Below are 14343 nucleotides of genomic sequence, written 5' to 3'. Positions count from 1 at the left end.
CAGAATGCGCAAATCAGGAAAGGATGGACCGCGAAGGTCTTAGTGGTTGACCGCCTGCGCGGCGCCGAGCCCGGTCTGGGCGCGGATCAACTGATCATCGAAACGCTCGCGCTCGAGCACCGCGCCATGGCTGCGGTCAGTGACCGAGCCCAGCCAGGTGAACAGGAACGCCACGTTCATCGAGATGATCGCCGGGTAGTCATAGGGAAAGATCGCCTCGGCATTGCCCAGCACCTTGACCCACACCGCTGGCGAGAGAATGACCAGCCCCACCGCACTTACCAGCCCGGCGACACCGCCGATCAACGCCCCCCGGGTGGTGAGCCCTTTCCAGTACATCGAGAGCACCAGGATCGGGAAGTTGACCGAGGCGGCCACGCCGAAGGTCAGCGCGACCAGGAAGGCAATGTTCTGATCCTTGAACAGAATCCCCAGCACCACCGCAACGATGCCGATGCCCACCGAAGCAATGCGCGATACACGGCGCTCGTCCCTGGCCTGGGCTTTACCCTTCCTGACCACCATCACGTACAAGTCGTGGGAGATCGCCGATGTGCCGGCCATGGTCAGCCCCGACACCACCGCCAGGATCGTCGCGAACGCCACCGCGGAAATGAAGCCCAGCAGCAGGTCGCCACCCACGGCTTTGGCCAGGTGCATCACCGGCATGTTGGAGCCGCCGATCAACGTGCCCGCCAGATTGCCGGACTCGTAGAAGGCCGGGTCTTGCCCGACGATCACGATGGCTGCCAGGCCCAGCACTGCGACGATGAGGTAGAAAAAGCCGATGAAGCCGGTGGCGACGAACACCGATTTGCGCGCCTGCTTGGCGTCCGGCACGGTGAAGAAGCGCATGAGAATGTGCGGCAGGCCGGCGGTGCCAAACACCAGTCCCAGCGCCAACGAGATCAGCGACAGCGGGTCGGCCACCAGTTTGCTCGGCAGCAGGATTCGCTCGCCATCGCGGTGCGCGGCCACGGCTTTTTCGAACAACAGGTCGAAGGAAAAACCGAATTTGCTCAACGCCAGAAACGCCAGAAGCGTCCCGCCCACCAGCAGCAGCCCGGCCTTGATGATCTGCACCCAGGTGGTAGCGACCATGCCGCCGAAGGTGACGTAGACCGCCATCAACAGCCCCACGGCAATCACCGCATAATTGTAGGGCAGACCGAACAGCAGCTGGATCAACTGCCCTGCCCCCACCATCTGCACCACCAGATAAAAGCACACCACCGTCAGCGAACCGAAGGCCGTCATCGTGCGGATGCGGTTCTGGTCGAGGCGGAAAGAGGCGATATCGGAAATGGTGATGCGCCCCAGATTACGGATGCGCTCGGCGAACAGAAACAACAGCAAGGGCCAGGCGACAAAGAAACTTATCGAGTACAGCACGCCATCGAAGCCGTTGAAGAAGATCATGCTGGTGACCCCCAGCAACGCCGCCGCCGACATGTAGTCGCCGGCCAGTGCCAGACCGTTCTGGAAACCGCTGATGCCACCGCCGGCGGTGTAGAAATCGTCCATGGATCGGGTTTTCGAGGCGGCCCAGTACGTGATGCCCAAGGTCGTCACGACGAACACCAGGAACATGCTGATGGCGGTGATGTTGATCGGTTGTTTTTCGACGTTCTGGATGACGTCACCGGCCATGGCGCGAGCCGCGAATACGCACAGCAGGACGGGAAGGATGAGGTTCATGAGGAGGCGTTTCATACGATGGCCCCCGCGCGGATTTGTGCGCTCAGGTCATCGAACTCACCATTGGCGCGATGGATGTAGAGCCCGGTGAACAACCAGGCCCCGACGATGAACACGGCGCCTAAAGGCCAACCGATGCTGATGACGCTGGTCGCGTAAAGCTTGGTCGCCAGCAGCTGGGGCGCGAAGGCGGCGACGAGGATGAACGTGAAGTACGGGACAAGGGTTGCCGCGGTCAGGCTGGCGACGAACGTTCGCTGCCGCGAGACGAGCTCCTTGTACCGGGGATGGTTGCGGATTCTGGCTGATTCGGTTGCATGGTTCACGTTGACTCCGTGTAGCAGTGGTAGCGTTATTGTTGTTCCACAGCCTCAGATTCAGACTCGATCCGCCACTGGCTGCGGTATCTGTGCCCCTTCAACCTATGCCCGGCACACAATCATGTAAAATGATCAATAATGATCTAGTTGATCGTTTTTGGTGAATCCACTGTTCGTGGATTTGCCGCGCGACTTCTCACCCAGCCGTTGATCCCCGCGCACAACACCAGCAGCGCACCGGTCACCAGAAACACGTGGTGCAACCCGAAATGCGCACCGATCTGGCCACCGATCAGGGGCCCGATCACCTGCCCGGAGAATTGCGCCGATTGCAGATAGCCGAGGATTTTTCCAGTGTCGTGATCCTCGACCGATTGCCGGATCAGCTTGGCTATGGCGGGCAGCAGGCCGGCAATGGTCATGCCCATCAGCCCCCGCAACACCGCCAGTTGCCACCATTGCGTGACGAATGCCTGGGGCACCATGACGATGCCGGTCAGCACCAGGCAACCGATGATCACGTTCCAGCTGCCGACACGATCGGCCAGCGCACCGAGCCTGGCGGCGGTCAGGATGCTGCCCAGCGCCGAACAGGCCATCACCACCCCGGCGATCCGCGCCTGATCATCAAAGGCAACGCCCAAATGACCGATGTAGACCGTGATGATCGGTTCGATCGACATGTTGGCCAGCAGCACCATCATGGCCGTCATCAGCAATGCGCCAATGATCGGCCAGCGAGAACCGGCCCCCTCGACCGAAAGCTTTTTCTCGCGTCGGGCCCCGTCCGTACTACGATCGAAATCCTCGCGAATCAGCACGATGGTGGTGATCGCCGCCACCGCGATCATCGCGCCACCCACAAAAAAAGTGCCGCGGATACCCACCAGCTGCGGCAGAAATCCCCCCACCAACGGCCCGATCAGGTTGCCGGACAACGCCCCCGTCGACAGCACCCCCAGCGCCCAACCGGCTTTTTCCCGTGGCACCTGGGAGCCGATCATCACGATCGAAGCCGAGGCATAACCGCCGATGAGCCCGGCGATCAGGCGCAGTACCACCAGATCGGTAACGTCCCGCGCCAGCCCGATCAGCGACATCACAATGGCCATGCCAATGGCCGCGCGGACCAGCATCGGTTTACGCCCGAAACGATCCGCCAACCGGCCCCAGAGTGGCGCGGTAATCGCCGTGCCAAAAAACGTCGCGCCAAACGCTACGGCCGACCACTGCACCACATCGGCCTGCCCGGTGACGCCCAGTTGTTGCACATAGAGCGGCAGGAACGGCAGCAGCATGCTCAGGCTCACCAGGGTGGTGAACGAGCCGAACACACAAACAGCCAGGTTGCGACGCCAATAGGCAAGGTTACGGTCGGCGTAATTCATGAGGCCACGTGCTCCGCTGGTGAATGTCAGTCGGGCAGACCTTATCTCGCGGCAAGATATCTCAGATAACGAATTATTAAGATCACAGACATCTGCAATAGAGATACCTGAATTTATTACATGATGTATCAACTGTAATGCCTTGCCAGCGGTTTATCTTCAAGCAGCCGCTTTTTACAGTGGCCGATGGCGTCCAAGCCCACCGAGTACCTTCCACTCCACGAGCGAACCTTCATGCCCCACGACTTGAATCATCTTGATGCCGCGCTGGCCGCGTACCCACGGGTGGCCCTGCTCGAAGGCCCGACCCCGATCCAGAAACTGTCCCGCTTGAGCGGCTTGCCTCAACTCAATGGCTGCCACCTCTTCGTCAAACGCGACGACCTGACCGGTCTCGGCGGCGGTGGCAACAAACTGCGCAAACTAGAGTTCCTGCTCGGCGAAGCCTTGGCCGAAGGTGCCGACACACTGGTGACCTGGGGCGGATTTCAATCCAACCATGCACGGCTGACCGCGGCCGTGGCGGCCCGTCATGGCCTGGCCTGCGAGCTGATCCTGACGCCCTCGGCCGTGCGCACCGATGACGATTTTTGCCACAACGGCAATGTGTTGCTGGATGCACTGTTTGGCGCGAAGGTCCATCGACTGGCTCGGGGTGTCTTGCCTGATACCTATGCGGCGCAGTTGGTCGACACGCTCAAGGGCCAAGGCAGGAAACCCTTTGTGATGCCCCTCGGCGGGTCCAGCCCCCGGGGCAGCCTGGGTTACGCCGCCTGCGCGGGCGAAATCCTGCGCCAGGCGGATGCGCTGGGCGTGCATTTCGAGCAAATCATCGTGCCCAATGGCAGCTCCGGCACGCACTCAGGGCTATTGGCCGGCGTCACCCTGGCTGGCGCATCGACGCAAATCCTCGGCTACTCGGTGCTGGCAACCGAGGAGCAGGCCACGACCACGACCCTGGAAAAAACCCGCCAGGTTTTACAGCTGCTCGACCCGTCCACAACGCTGGCCGACCCGCCGGTTCGCGTGGATGGCAGCCAACGCGGCGATGCCTATGGCGCGCCGACTCAAGCGATGCTCGAAGCAGTGCGCCTGCTGGCGTCCCGGGAAGGTTTGCTCACTGACCCTGTCTATGGCGGCAAGGCCTTCGCCGGACTGCTCGCGGCTGTACGGCGGGGTGATTACCCGACGGGCAGCAATCTGCTGTTTGTGATGACTGGCGGTATGCCTGGGCTGTTTGCCTACCGCAGTGCCTTTGACTGAAGGTCACGCCATAGACTTGTGGTTTCGACTTGGTGGCGGGTGCAAAATCTGTAGGAGCCCGGCTTGCCGGCGAAGGCGTCATCGCTGCCGATGATTGTCTTTCAGGTGTACACAAAAAAACCTCCCCGGGAAAATCCCAGGGAGGTTGTTCACCGCTAATCGCGTAATCAGCTCTTGGCCTTGCTCATCTGGGTAAACAACTCCGTAGGCACTTTCTTGCCATTGGAAGTGAACTGATTGGTGCGGAATTTGTAGACCTCGCCTTCGGAGAGGAAACCGTCGTTGTTGGTGTCCATGGCCTTGAACTCTTCACCGCCCTGCGGGGCTACGGTCAGCAGTTCCTTGAGCGAAACGCGGCCGTCGTCGTCGGTGTCGGTACGGGCGAACGATGCATCGCCGCACTTGCCTTCACCGCACTTGCCTTCGCCAGCCTTGGTCACCTTGGCGCCGGCTTCTTCAGCGCCACACTTACCTTCGCCACACTTGCCTTCGCCACACTTGCCTTCACTGGTTTTTTCCGCCGAGGCCAATTGGTAGCCCTGGGGCAGCGCGTCTGCGGCAAAGGCGTTCGAAGCGAGGTTGAGGCTGCCGGCCAGTGCAACAGCGATCAGGCCAATACGGGATTTGTTCGACATACGGGACATGGTGATTCTCCGGATACTGTGTGCGGCCGAGCCGCGAAGGTCTATGCCACAAGGGCAATAAGCCGTGGTGCGAGGCGCGGTTGCTTTCTCGCTAAGGCAGGGCTATTTGACTGCAACCGTGTATCCCGGATGTATCCGGTTGGCGGGGCATTTGTAAGCCAGTCTGCGAACGGCGGGGCTGGATACACAGCGATACACATGCCCCGCAGGACTTCCCGACTCAGTACCTGCTATGTAATATCGGCACCGGGCCAATGCTGCCCGCCGCTCGCTCCTGATGGGAAAGGTGAAAGCATCGCTTCCTCAAACGAACCCTGTCGTATCTCTTGACGGTCGAGGTTTGGCAACGCGAGCACCAAGGCATCTCGGCTACAGGAGCAACGATGTTTTCAATCGAACAAGCCAAGCAGATGGCCAAACAATTGCGCGCCTCGCTGGAAGAACGCAATCAGAGCCTGTCTCACTCCACCGCGCTGGAACTGGTCGCGCAGCAATTGGGCTACAAGGATTGGAACACGGCATCTGCAATGCTTGACCCGGCAGCCCCCCAGCCCACGCCCACGGTTACATTCGACAAGCCCATTCCCATATTGCGGATGTTCGACGAAGCCAAGGCCCGTGAGTTCTATCTCGATTTCCTGGGCTTTAGCGTCGAATTCGAGCACCGGTTCGAAGCCGATCTGCCGTTGTACCTGGGCATCAGCCGCAACGGCCTGCAACTTCACCTTTCCGAACACCATGGCGATGCCAGCCCGGGTTCGACAGTGTTTGTCCCGATGAACAATATCGAACTGCTTCGCGAAGAGTTACTGGCCAAGCGCTACGGCTACGGACGCCCGGATATTGTCCAGCAGGGCTGGGGGCAAGTCCTGGAAGTCTATGATCCGTTCGGCAACCGGATCCGCTTCTGCCAGGGCTGATCGACACCGTTCCAAGACCTGCAAGGCTGGGCTTTTAACCGCCCTGCCTTGCAGTTTTCGGATAGCGCAGATCACCCGATCCGCGCATCATCACCGCCCCCGCTTATAGCCGTTCACTCCCGAAAAGCATGCACCCGGTCAAATCCGGCCAGTCAAAACCGTCTCTATACTCAGCCAGAACCACCTGAACGGAGGATACCCATGCGCTACGCCTTCACATTGAAAAATGGTGCCATGGCCCTTTTCGATCCAGATACCGCCTTGCTTACCATCACCACGACCCATGGAGAAGTTCAAAGCACTACGATAGGTAGAGCCGAATCGCGCCTACTGGACCTGCTGCTCATGGAGCCTGGCCAGACCAAAAGCCGCGAGGAGATCATCGATTACACCTGGAATGATCGTGTCGTTGCCTCCGGCAGTTTGAACCAGGCCGTTTTCTCTCTTAGAAACCTGCTCAACGACAGTCGAGATCACGAAATAGTGATGACGGTTCCGCGCAGAGGCTATTGCTTCAACCGTCTCTATGTAGTGGATGCTCATTCAGACTTGCCGACGCCTTCAGATGAAGCGGCGCCTGTGCCCCCCATTGAAGCGCTGGCACCTCAGGGCATAAATACTCTGCCAGTACCCGCAGAAAAAACCAGAACATCAACTTATATTACAAAAGCCCAGTTGGTCGGCTATGTCGTTACCTTGGGAGTGTGTGCCTTCACCGGTTTCCACTCTGGCTTCGACACAACGAAAATAGAAGTGTCCAGCGCAAAACATCATGAACTGGCCATCCATGCGGTAGGCCAAAGCGTGGCAGAGGCCGAGGCGTTGAGGGATCTTTCGGTGACGCAGGTTCAACAACTTCCGCCCAACATTAAAGGCGAGGTCTGGCTGAACCTGTTTAAATCAAACTACTCGGTTTCGTGCATTCGTCCGGACCTCAGTACTGCGAACCTGCAATTGAACAGCGAACAAAAAGAACTCGCACTGATGATCCGGCAATGTCTGGAAGCCACCTTATGAAGTCAATGACATCTGCTACTGCCCACTGGGTTCTACTAGCAATCATCAACGCCGCCTGTGTCTTTTCCTTGATGTATGCGCCCTCTCACTACATGGAAAATATCAGTTATCAAACCATTACCCGACAATGGCTTGAGGATTCGAACCAACTCAACACTGAAGAGTATCTGACCATCGGGCACGGTCGACTGACACAAACCACCCTGGAAAGCCTGAACGGTAAAATCCGTAACGCGACCATTTCGGCGCAGGTGATCCGGGAAAGCAATCATCATGTGCAGATAAAAATCAACAACGTCAAGCTTAGCCAGGACAACGAATTATTCGCCATTGAAAAAACGCCGGATCTGTTTTTCAGACGTCAATTCGTTCTACAGGAAGGCACCATCCTGAACTACGAATTACTCCCTACCTCCAATAAAAACAGCGTGTGCTTCTATGTACATGATATTGGCCGTTTGCGCTGCATGAATCACTGAACAATCTGCAGCCAATCACGTAACAATAAAAATAATAATTACTGATTTGAATCAAGCACCCTCCCCCATCAAGATCCCGCCTTTATAGTGTTCGCGAGCCGTCAATTCAATGATGACCAAGATCCTGGCAGTCCTTTCTCTCGCCGCCATTCCTTTTCATTCAATGGCACACAATGAATACGCCATTGGCAGCACGGAAATCGAGCTCTACGAGATAGAACTCAGCCCGAACGAAAAAATCAAATTGAAACACCTGAAAATCTATTCCGAGAATGAGCGTAATGAAGGTGAAGGAGCGTTTGATAACACGCTGCCTCCCCCACCACAAAACAACGAGGGCGATGAGCTTTCGCTGACTCCCGTTTGAAAATATGGATTTTTGACTTTAACAAGCCTCGTGAGCACAGGACTATCCGATGGCCACGCCGTGACAGTAATGCGGCTAACACACTGCACTGCCTGAAAAATCATCAACAAGGAAAGCACCTCAATGCTGCTTAAAAACCTCGCAAGCGTATCCTTTGGTGTATTGCTTTCACTCAAGGCCTGGGCCGATGACAAGGCACTCTATAACGCCGACCTGACGCACATTGAAAGCAACGAAAACAAGCTGGCCGAAGAGCAATCCAGTTACAAGATTTGCACCGATTATCGCGTGGATGATTTTTTTGCCTTTGATGCCGCAGCCCTCGGTTCGGCAAGCCAGACAGCGATCTTTGGCTCGAAAATAGAGCCGTGCAAACTTCAGAGCCTGGTGGACTCAACCACGAGCGACACGTACGTCTTTACTGCGGCACTGGAGCTCATGCGGGAGTCATCGACGTGATGAGCCTCGCCCCCTCTAAGCACGAAGCCAGCTTTCGCCAGCAAAAACTCATTGATGGGTGCAGGCGCCCATGCAGTCGACTGCAGTTTGATTCAGCCGCAACTCTGATCGGCTCTGTTCCTCATGGCTGCATAACATTGGCCATTTCCCGGACTACTGTAGGTCGTCCCACTGTCAACAACCATCAATTGCGGCCTAACGAAATCATCGTGTTGTATAGCGGCGAGCCCGTGCACTACACCTGCGAGCCGAATGAAACTCTTTTTACCCTGACCACGACGTTAGAGCATTACGCACAATGCGTGGAAAACCATTCATTGATCGACGTACTTGCACATCGAACGGCGCACCACTTTCAGGTTGCCAATTTCAAATTAGTGCAATCTGCCATTGAAGTCCTCAACGCTCATTTGATTGACATTAATGAGCCAGATTTTAAACAACGCGGCCGCCATGAACAATCAGCCGCTGACGGTGCATTGCTGGTTGCACTGTTACGGGCCCTGACACCGGTTGGCCGCTGCGCACTCAAGCCCCCGACCAGAAGGAAGATCGCGACGGAGGCCATTGAGTACATTCATCAAAACACCAACAGACCGCTGAACATGAAGGTGCTGGTAAAACAACTGAAAACCACCACTCGCAGCTTGCATCATGGTTTCGTTGAAACATTCGGGACTTCGCCGATCGCCTACATCAGGAATCTCAGACTCGCCCATGTCCGCCGAGACTTGATCCGCAATACCTGGCCGACGGTCACTGAAACCGCAATGTATTGGAATTTTCATCATCTGAGCCGCTTCTCAAAGGCGTATCAGGAGGCCTATGGTGAAACACCCTCGGAAACGGCCAGGCGTAACAGTCCCAAGCTTTCAGCGGTCAATAAATAACAATCAATGACTTTCAGCTCACTTGCGCAACAGCCAGGATTGTTTATGTCTACCCAAGGGGAAAAGCATGCGCTATCGGTTTAATACGCTGCCACTCAAACAGAAAATCATATTGTGCCTTGCCGCCTACCTATTGGGTGTCGCTTTAGCCTGGATGATTAACGCTTATTAACGCCCTACATCTCATAACCCACAACCTGTGTAAGGACCCTACCTCATATGCTACTTCGAAACCTTGGCTTCGTTTCGCTGCTTTCGCTGCTGTCTTTTCAGGCGCTCGCCGATGACAAGGGTTTATACCTTGGCGCTGGCGTCAGTAACATTGAAACCGACAAAACCCATTTGAGCGATGAAGACAACAGTTATAAGGTTTTTGCAGGTTATCGTCTCAACAGCTATCTGGCCTTTGAAGGCGCCTTCGTGGATCTTGGCCAGTTCAAGGACAAGAATCTGGACTTCGACGGCAAATCTGTCCAGGCCAGCGCCCATCTCGGTATTCCGCTGGGAGAGCGGGTGCGAATCTTTGGCAGTGTCGGTGCGCATGCCTGGGATGCTGACGGCAATGCCGCCGATGACGATACGGGCGTCAACCTGACCTACGGTGCCGGCGTTGAAGTTGATGTATTTCGCAACATCGGTGTCCGCGCGGAATATGAAGTACTGGAAGTCGATAATATCAACCTGAATCAAACAACGGCCTCTGCTTTTATTCTGTTCTAACCCCCACTTCAATTGAGCGGCGATGCCGGTCGTAGTGGCCCAGGCCAATCTTGATGCCAACCAGCATGGGCGCGGCCACGACAAACAACAGGGCAACGGTGAAAAACGCTGTATCGAAGGCAATCACCGTGGCCTGCCCCGACACCGCCTTGCCCAGCAGGCTGGTCGCGCCCCGGGCGGCGGCCAGCTGATCCATGCCCTTGCCCGCCAGCATTGCCGTGCTGGCGATCAGCCGTTCGATCAGCGCGCTCCCCCCAGGGGTGACGTTGGCGCCGATTACCGCGACATTGCTGACGATGTGGTGCTCGATCAGGGTCTGCAGCCCGGCGACGCCCATCAAGCCACCCAGTTGCCTCCCCGTATTGAACAGGCCGATGCCCGCGGCAAGGTTGCGGCTGTTGAGGTTACTGAACGCAATCAGGGTGATCGACAGGAACAGCAAGCCCAGGCCCAGCCCGCGTAGCAGGATGGCCGCCATCATGTCGTCGCTGCCGCTTTCGCTGGTGGATCCGGACAGCATCCACATCGCCGCCATGATCAGCAGGATGCCAAAGGGCACGGTCGCAACCGGTGGAACGCGTGCGAATTTGAAGGCAATGGCTGCGATCAGCAGCGAGCCGACAAACAAACCGCCACTGGGCAACAGCAGCAAGCCGGCATCGGTCGGCGTAAACGCGAGCACAGACAGGGCGAACGCCGGGATCAGGTACGCACTGCCGAACAACGCGGCACCGGCGACGAAACTGACGAAAAAGGCAAAGGTGAAATCGCTGGACTTGAACACCGTGAAATCGAACAGCCCCCGGCCTTTGGCCAACACTTGCTGGCCGAGAAAGGCGAGCAGCGCAGCACTGCCGACGGCCGTCAGCCACTGGATGCGCGGCTCCTCGAGCCAGTCCCACCGGCTGCCCTGGCTGAGCACGTAGGTGAAACACAACAGGGTCACAGAGATCAGGCACAAGCCCAGCCAGTCAAAGCCCGGTTGCCGCACTTTGGCGGGCATGGGGTGGGCGGCGATGAGCAACATACCGCTCGCCGCCAATGCCAGCGGCACCACGCTGAAAAAAATCCAGGTCCAGGACTGGTTGTCGATCATCCACCCTTGCAGGGCCGGTGCGAGGGTGCCGGGCGCGACCACGGCGCCCATGGCGAACAGCGCTTGCAGTATCGGCTGCAGCGAACGCGGATAAGCGCGGAAAATGATCGCCTGCCCCGCCACCAACAGGGCGCCACCGGCGAAGCCTTGAATGAGGCGCAGCGCGATCAGCAGCTCCAGCTGAGCGATGCAGGCGGCCATGCAGCACGCCAGGCCCATGGCCAGGGTGGCGCCGATGAGCACGTGGCGCGCAGAAAAACGCTGCATCAGCCAAGGCGCGGTCATGAACCCGATCAGCTTGAGTGCAATGTAGCCGACATCCAGCCAGGCGAACTCGTCAGGCGTGGCATAGGTGTCGCCGATAATATCGCTGCGCCCGAGCGCCAGCACCGTGCCGGCGATCGCCTCCGTCAGCGCGGCCAGCACGATGCCCAGCATGAGCAGCACGCCGGTGGACGTCCCGCTATTCAAAGTGGCCTTGGCAAGGGTATTCATGAACCTTCCCCTTGCGCCACCTCCACCCGCGCCGACAGGCCAGGCACGATGCGCCCCGGCAGTGGATTGCCGGCCAGGCGGATCTTCACCGGAACCCGTTGCACGACGCGCACAAAGTTGCCGGTGGCGTTGTCCGGCGGCAGCAAGCTGAACGCCGCGCCACTGCCCGGTGCAAAGCTGTCGACCACGCCGTCCAGTGCCGCGTCGGGGTAGCCATCGACCCTAATGCGCACGCGCTGGCCGGGGCGGATATGTTCGAGCTGGGTTTCCTTGAAGTTGGCCACGACCCACACATCGTTGACTGGCACGATATCGAGCAGGGAAACCCCCGGCGTCACGAAGCGGCCGAGACGGATCTGCCGGTTACCGACCACGCCATCCACGGGCGCGCGCACCACGGAGTGCTCAAGGTCGATCCGGGCAAGCTCGCGTGCTGCCTCCGCCTGGGTCACGGCCGCCACCGCCGCCTCTCTTTGCGCGACAAACACGGCGATGTGTTGCTGCTGCGCCTCGACCGTTGCCGCAGCGGCCGATACCGATGCGGCGGCCCTGGATTGCGCGGTACCGGTTTCATCCACCAGGGCCTGGCTGACCGCGTTGCTGACGATCAGCTTGCGGCTGCGCTCGTGGGTCTTGGTGGCCAGGTTCATGTCGGCGCTGGCCGAACGGCGCTGGGCTTCGGCCTGGCGAATTAACGCCCGTTGCAGCTGGATTTGTGCGTCGACATGGCTCAGGCGCGCCTGGGCGGCGCTGACATTGGCCACTGCTTGCGCGAGTTTGGCGCGATAGTCGCGGTCATCGATGCGGAACAATACGTCACCGGCGCGCACGGCCTGGTTGTCCCCCACCTCCAGTGCCGTGACATAGCCGGCGACCTTGGCGGCGAGCGAGGTCACGTCGCCGCGGACATAGGCGTTGTCGGTCGAGGTCACGCCGCTGGAAAATGCCAGGGCGCCCCAGGCCGCCACGACCGCCACGGCGCCCACGCACAACAAGATACCGAGCGCCTTGCGCTTGCTACGCCGGGCCACGACGACAGGGGTCCCGGTACTTGCGCCGGCGGCGATGGCGGACTTGTCCTGGAGCGCGTTCATATGTTCATTTCCTGTGTTATGCCTGCAACTGCGCCAGCCACGGGGCGGCAGCGCTGTGCCGCCTGGCTGTCGAGGGTGCGTGAGCGGGTGACCGGCTCACTTCTTGATGGGTGTGACCAGCGGCGTTTTATCGGTGTCGAGGACGAACACGGCCAACAGGCGTGCAGGTTCGGTGGCGCTGGCGTTGGCGCTGACTTCGTGCACGGAGCCCGGCTCCTCTACGAAGTTTTCGCCAACCTTGTAGATTTTTTCCGGCTGGCCTTTGATTTTGATGCGAAACGCACCTTCCAGTACCGTTGCATAGATGAAGGCCGTTTGCGGATGGGTGTGGGCCGGTGAGGCGGCGCCCGGCCCATACTCGACGACCACGCCCTTCATGCTCTTGCCAGGTATGTTGGGGATGGGCCGGTCGAACACCACTGTCACCTTGCCGGCGGGCGGCTCGGCGGCCGACACGGCGCTGATCGAAAGTGCGGCGAAAACCGCGGCGAATATAAATTGGCTAAACATGGCATTGCTCCTTCGTGGGGTCGGGATGGGATGGCGCGAACCGTTAGCGCTTGGTCGATTGGGCGAGCCAGTCGTCGAAGCGGATCGCGCCAAGGCGCGCGTCCTTGCTGGCGGTCAGCGATCGGTCGTCGAGCACCGAGCCGAAATAGCGCGCGTTGATGTCCGGCATGACCTTGCGGTGGTCCTGAGTTGCCCGCATGAAGCGCCTGGCCAGGTCGTCGGTCGGCATGACCTCGGGCCCTGCGACTTCGACCGTGCCATTGACCGGCGCTGCCAGCACCACATCGGCCAGCGCCGCCACCACGTCGTCGGAGGCGATTGGCTGGATCAGCGCCGGCGAAACGCGAATCTCCTCGCCGACGGCGAACGACTGGACGATGCCGCCGACAAACTCGAAGAACTGCGTGGCGCGTAGCAAGGTGTAGGGAATGCCCGAGGCCTTGATCAGGTTTTCCTGGGCGACCTTGGCACGGAAGTAGCCGTTCTCTGGCAGGCGTTCACTGCCCACGATCGACAGGGCCACGTGATGGCGAACCCCGGCCGCGGCTTCGGCGGCCAGCAGGTTGCGGCTCGAGGTTTCGAAGAAATCCAGCACGGCCTGGTCCTCCCAGGACGGCGCGTTCGCGACGTCGACCACCACATCGGCGCCATCCATCGCTTCGGCCAGGCCTTCGCGGGTGATGCTGTTCACCCCCGTGCTCGGGCTGGCAGCGAGCACGTCATGGCCGCGCTCGCCAAGGGTATTCACAAGTTTCGATCCGATGAGGCCGGAGCCTCCGATGACGACGATCTTCATGGGCGTTCTCCACTTGTCGACTGCAAACATTGCGTCGGTAGAGGGAGATTGCCCGCGCGTGTGAGACAAGTCCTTGGGCCGGGCTTGGGTTTGCCTTGGATTTACGTCCATAGAAGCTGCTGTCTGTCCAGCCGCCCTTGGGGCAGACGGTGCAGCAGGTGTTGAGCTGCCGTATCATCGGCATCGG

At 59.0% G+C, this 14343-nt stretch carries 16 protein-coding genes; 8 read left to right on the top strand and 8 right to left on the bottom strand.

All coding sequences use genetic code 11. The features are described from left to right. Positions 1 to 39 precede the first annotated feature (39 nt). The 3 genes from ACIO0C_RS07000 to ACIO0C_RS06990 form a co-directional block, all read right to left on the bottom strand. Positions 40 to 1713, bottom strand: coding sequence for a cation acetate symporter (locus tag ACIO0C_RS07000; RefSeq protein WP_401309537.1), 1674 nt, complete (start codon positions 1711 to 1713; stop codon positions 40 to 42). Continuing rightward, the gene (locus ACIO0C_RS06995; protein ID WP_401309535.1) at positions 1710 to 2024 is read right to left on the bottom strand and encodes a DUF485 domain-containing protein; all 315 of its coding nucleotides are present in this window, start codon (positions 2022 to 2024) and stop codon (positions 1710 to 1712) included. The genes ACIO0C_RS07000 and ACIO0C_RS06995 overlap by 4 nt, the downstream gene beginning before the upstream one ends. Positions 2025 to 2161: 137 nt before the next feature. Next, complete coding sequence (locus ACIO0C_RS06990; protein ID WP_401309533.1) at positions 2162 to 3406, bottom strand: MFS transporter; 1245 nt, start codon at positions 3404 to 3406, stop codon at positions 2162 to 2164. 234 nt (positions 3407 to 3640) lie between these two features. Here ACIO0C_RS06990 and ACIO0C_RS06985 point away from each other — a divergent pair, with 234 nt between their 5' ends. Next, positions 3641 to 4669, top strand: a complete 1029-nt coding sequence (locus ACIO0C_RS06985; RefSeq protein WP_401309530.1) for a D-cysteine desulfhydrase family protein — start codon at positions 3641 to 3643, stop codon at positions 4667 to 4669. A gap of 167 nt (positions 4670 to 4836) precedes the next feature. Here the strand turns inward: ACIO0C_RS06985 and ACIO0C_RS06980 are convergent, their stop codons facing one another. After that, positions 4837 to 5313, bottom strand: a complete 477-nt coding sequence (locus tag ACIO0C_RS06980; protein WP_401309527.1) for a hypothetical protein — start codon at positions 5311 to 5313, stop codon at positions 4837 to 4839. A gap of 383 nt (positions 5314 to 5696) precedes the next feature. On the opposite strand from ACIO0C_RS06980, the gene ACIO0C_RS06975 reads away from it, so the two are divergent. The 7 genes from ACIO0C_RS06975 to ACIO0C_RS06945 all read left to right on the top strand — a co-directional run bounded on the left by ACIO0C_RS06975 (position 5697) and on the right by ACIO0C_RS06945 (position 10165). Further along, positions 5697 to 6233 (top strand): glyoxalase superfamily protein, encoded by a 537-nt coding sequence (locus ACIO0C_RS06975; RefSeq protein WP_401309524.1) that lies wholly within the window; start codon positions 5697 to 5699, stop codon positions 6231 to 6233. Positions 6234 to 6434: 201 nt separating this feature from the next. Further along, positions 6435 to 7250, top strand: a complete 816-nt coding sequence (locus ACIO0C_RS06970) for a transcriptional regulator (protein WP_401309521.1) — start codon at positions 6435 to 6437, stop codon at positions 7248 to 7250. Beyond that, positions 7247 to 7729 (top strand): hypothetical protein, encoded by a 483-nt coding sequence (locus ACIO0C_RS06965; protein ID WP_401309519.1) that lies wholly within the window; start codon positions 7247 to 7249, stop codon positions 7727 to 7729. The genes ACIO0C_RS06970 and ACIO0C_RS06965 overlap by 4 nt, the downstream gene beginning before the upstream one ends. Positions 7730 to 7838: 109 nt before the next feature. Next, positions 7839 to 8096: a hypothetical protein gene (locus tag ACIO0C_RS06960; protein WP_401309516.1), complete on the top strand. Its 258-nt coding sequence runs from the start codon at positions 7839 to 7841 to the stop codon at positions 8094 to 8096. A 123-nt stretch (positions 8097 to 8219) separates the two neighbouring features. Beyond that, complete coding sequence (locus ACIO0C_RS06955; RefSeq protein WP_401309513.1) at positions 8220 to 8555, top strand: hypothetical protein; 336 nt, start codon at positions 8220 to 8222, stop codon at positions 8553 to 8555. Further along, positions 8555 to 9445, top strand: a complete 891-nt coding sequence (locus ACIO0C_RS06950; protein ID WP_401309510.1) for a helix-turn-helix domain-containing protein — start codon at positions 8555 to 8557, stop codon at positions 9443 to 9445. Before ACIO0C_RS06955 ends, ACIO0C_RS06950 begins: the two co-directional genes overlap by 1 nt. A 219-nt stretch (positions 9446 to 9664) precedes the next feature. Beyond that, positions 9665 to 10165, top strand: coding sequence for an outer membrane beta-barrel protein (locus ACIO0C_RS06945; RefSeq protein WP_401309507.1), 501 nt, complete (start codon positions 9665 to 9667; stop codon positions 10163 to 10165). Here ACIO0C_RS06945 and ACIO0C_RS06940 read toward each other — a convergent pair. From ACIO0C_RS06940 to ACIO0C_RS06925, 4 genes are all read right to left on the bottom strand, one after another. Then, complete coding sequence (locus tag ACIO0C_RS06940; RefSeq protein WP_401309504.1) at positions 10152 to 11756, bottom strand: DHA2 family efflux MFS transporter permease subunit; 1605 nt, start codon at positions 11754 to 11756, stop codon at positions 10152 to 10154. The two genes, ACIO0C_RS06945 and ACIO0C_RS06940, sit on opposite strands and share 14 nt — an antisense overlap. Further along, positions 11753 to 12850 carry an HlyD family secretion protein gene (locus ACIO0C_RS06935; protein WP_401309501.1) on the bottom strand — a complete coding sequence of 366 codons (1098 nt, stop codon included), beginning with the start codon at positions 12848 to 12850 and terminating at the stop codon, positions 11753 to 11755. The genes ACIO0C_RS06940 and ACIO0C_RS06935 overlap by 4 nt, the downstream gene beginning before the upstream one ends. 96 nt (positions 12851 to 12946) lie before the next feature. After that, complete coding sequence (locus tag ACIO0C_RS06930) at positions 12947 to 13360, bottom strand: cupin domain-containing protein (RefSeq protein ID WP_401309498.1); 414 nt, start codon at positions 13358 to 13360, stop codon at positions 12947 to 12949. 43 nt (positions 13361 to 13403) lie between these two features. Then, a complete protein-coding gene (locus ACIO0C_RS06925) occupies positions 13404 to 14156 on the bottom strand; it encodes an SDR family oxidoreductase (protein ID WP_401309496.1) in 753 nt (250 codons plus the stop codon). Positions 14157 to 14343 lie beyond the last annotated feature (187 nt).

Source organism: Pseudomonas sp. NPDC087336 (genome assembly GCF_044744285.1).
In the GTDB taxonomy this organism is placed as follows: domain Bacteria; phylum Pseudomonadota; class Gammaproteobacteria; order Pseudomonadales; family Pseudomonadaceae; genus Aquipseudomonas.
Note: the sequence above shows the minus strand (reverse complement) of the source record. Positions and strands in the feature narration are given on the sequence as shown.

What these genes read in the sequence shown, in the direction of transcription:
- ACIO0C_RS07000 (WP_401309537.1), bottom strand. Translation starts at nt 1,713, where the DNA reads ATGAAACGCCTCCTCATGAACCTCATCCTTCCCGTCCTGCTGTGCGTA.
- ACIO0C_RS06990 (WP_401309533.1), bottom strand. Translation starts at nt 3,406, where the DNA reads ATGAATTACGCCGACCGTAACCTTGCCTATTGGCGTCGCAACCTGGCT.
- ACIO0C_RS06985 (WP_401309530.1), top strand. Translation starts at nt 3,641, where the DNA reads ATGCCCCACGACTTGAATCATCTTGATGCCGCGCTGGCCGCGTACCCA.
- ACIO0C_RS06980 (WP_401309527.1), bottom strand. Translation starts at nt 5,313, where the DNA reads ATGTCCCGTATGTCGAACAAATCCCGTATTGGCCTGATCGCTGTTGCA.
- ACIO0C_RS06975 (WP_401309524.1), top strand. Translation starts at nt 5,697, where the DNA reads ATGTTTTCAATCGAACAAGCCAAGCAGATGGCCAAACAATTGCGCGCC.
- ACIO0C_RS06970 (WP_401309521.1), top strand. Translation starts at nt 6,435, where the DNA reads ATGCGCTACGCCTTCACATTGAAAAATGGTGCCATGGCCCTTTTCGAT.
- ACIO0C_RS06965 (WP_401309519.1), top strand. Translation starts at nt 7,247, where the DNA reads ATGAAGTCAATGACATCTGCTACTGCCCACTGGGTTCTACTAGCAATC.
- ACIO0C_RS06960 (WP_401309516.1), top strand. Translation starts at nt 7,839, where the DNA reads ATGATGACCAAGATCCTGGCAGTCCTTTCTCTCGCCGCCATTCCTTTT.
- ACIO0C_RS06955 (WP_401309513.1), top strand. Translation starts at nt 8,220, where the DNA reads ATGCTGCTTAAAAACCTCGCAAGCGTATCCTTTGGTGTATTGCTTTCA.
- ACIO0C_RS06950 (WP_401309510.1), top strand. Translation starts at nt 8,555, where the DNA reads ATGAGCCTCGCCCCCTCTAAGCACGAAGCCAGCTTTCGCCAGCAAAAA.
- ACIO0C_RS06945 (WP_401309507.1), top strand. Translation starts at nt 9,665, where the DNA reads ATGCTACTTCGAAACCTTGGCTTCGTTTCGCTGCTTTCGCTGCTGTCT.
- ACIO0C_RS06940 (WP_401309504.1), bottom strand. Translation starts at nt 11,756, where the DNA reads ATGAATACCCTTGCCAAGGCCACTTTGAATAGCGGGACGTCCACCGGC.
- ACIO0C_RS06935 (WP_401309501.1), bottom strand. Translation starts at nt 12,850, where the DNA reads ATGAACGCGCTCCAGGACAAGTCCGCCATCGCCGCCGGCGCAAGTACC.
- ACIO0C_RS06930 (WP_401309498.1), bottom strand. Translation starts at nt 13,360, where the DNA reads ATGTTTAGCCAATTTATATTCGCCGCGGTTTTCGCCGCACTTTCGATC.
- ACIO0C_RS06925 (WP_401309496.1), bottom strand. Translation starts at nt 14,156, where the DNA reads ATGAAGATCGTCGTCATCGGAGGCTCCGGCCTCATCGGATCGAAACTT.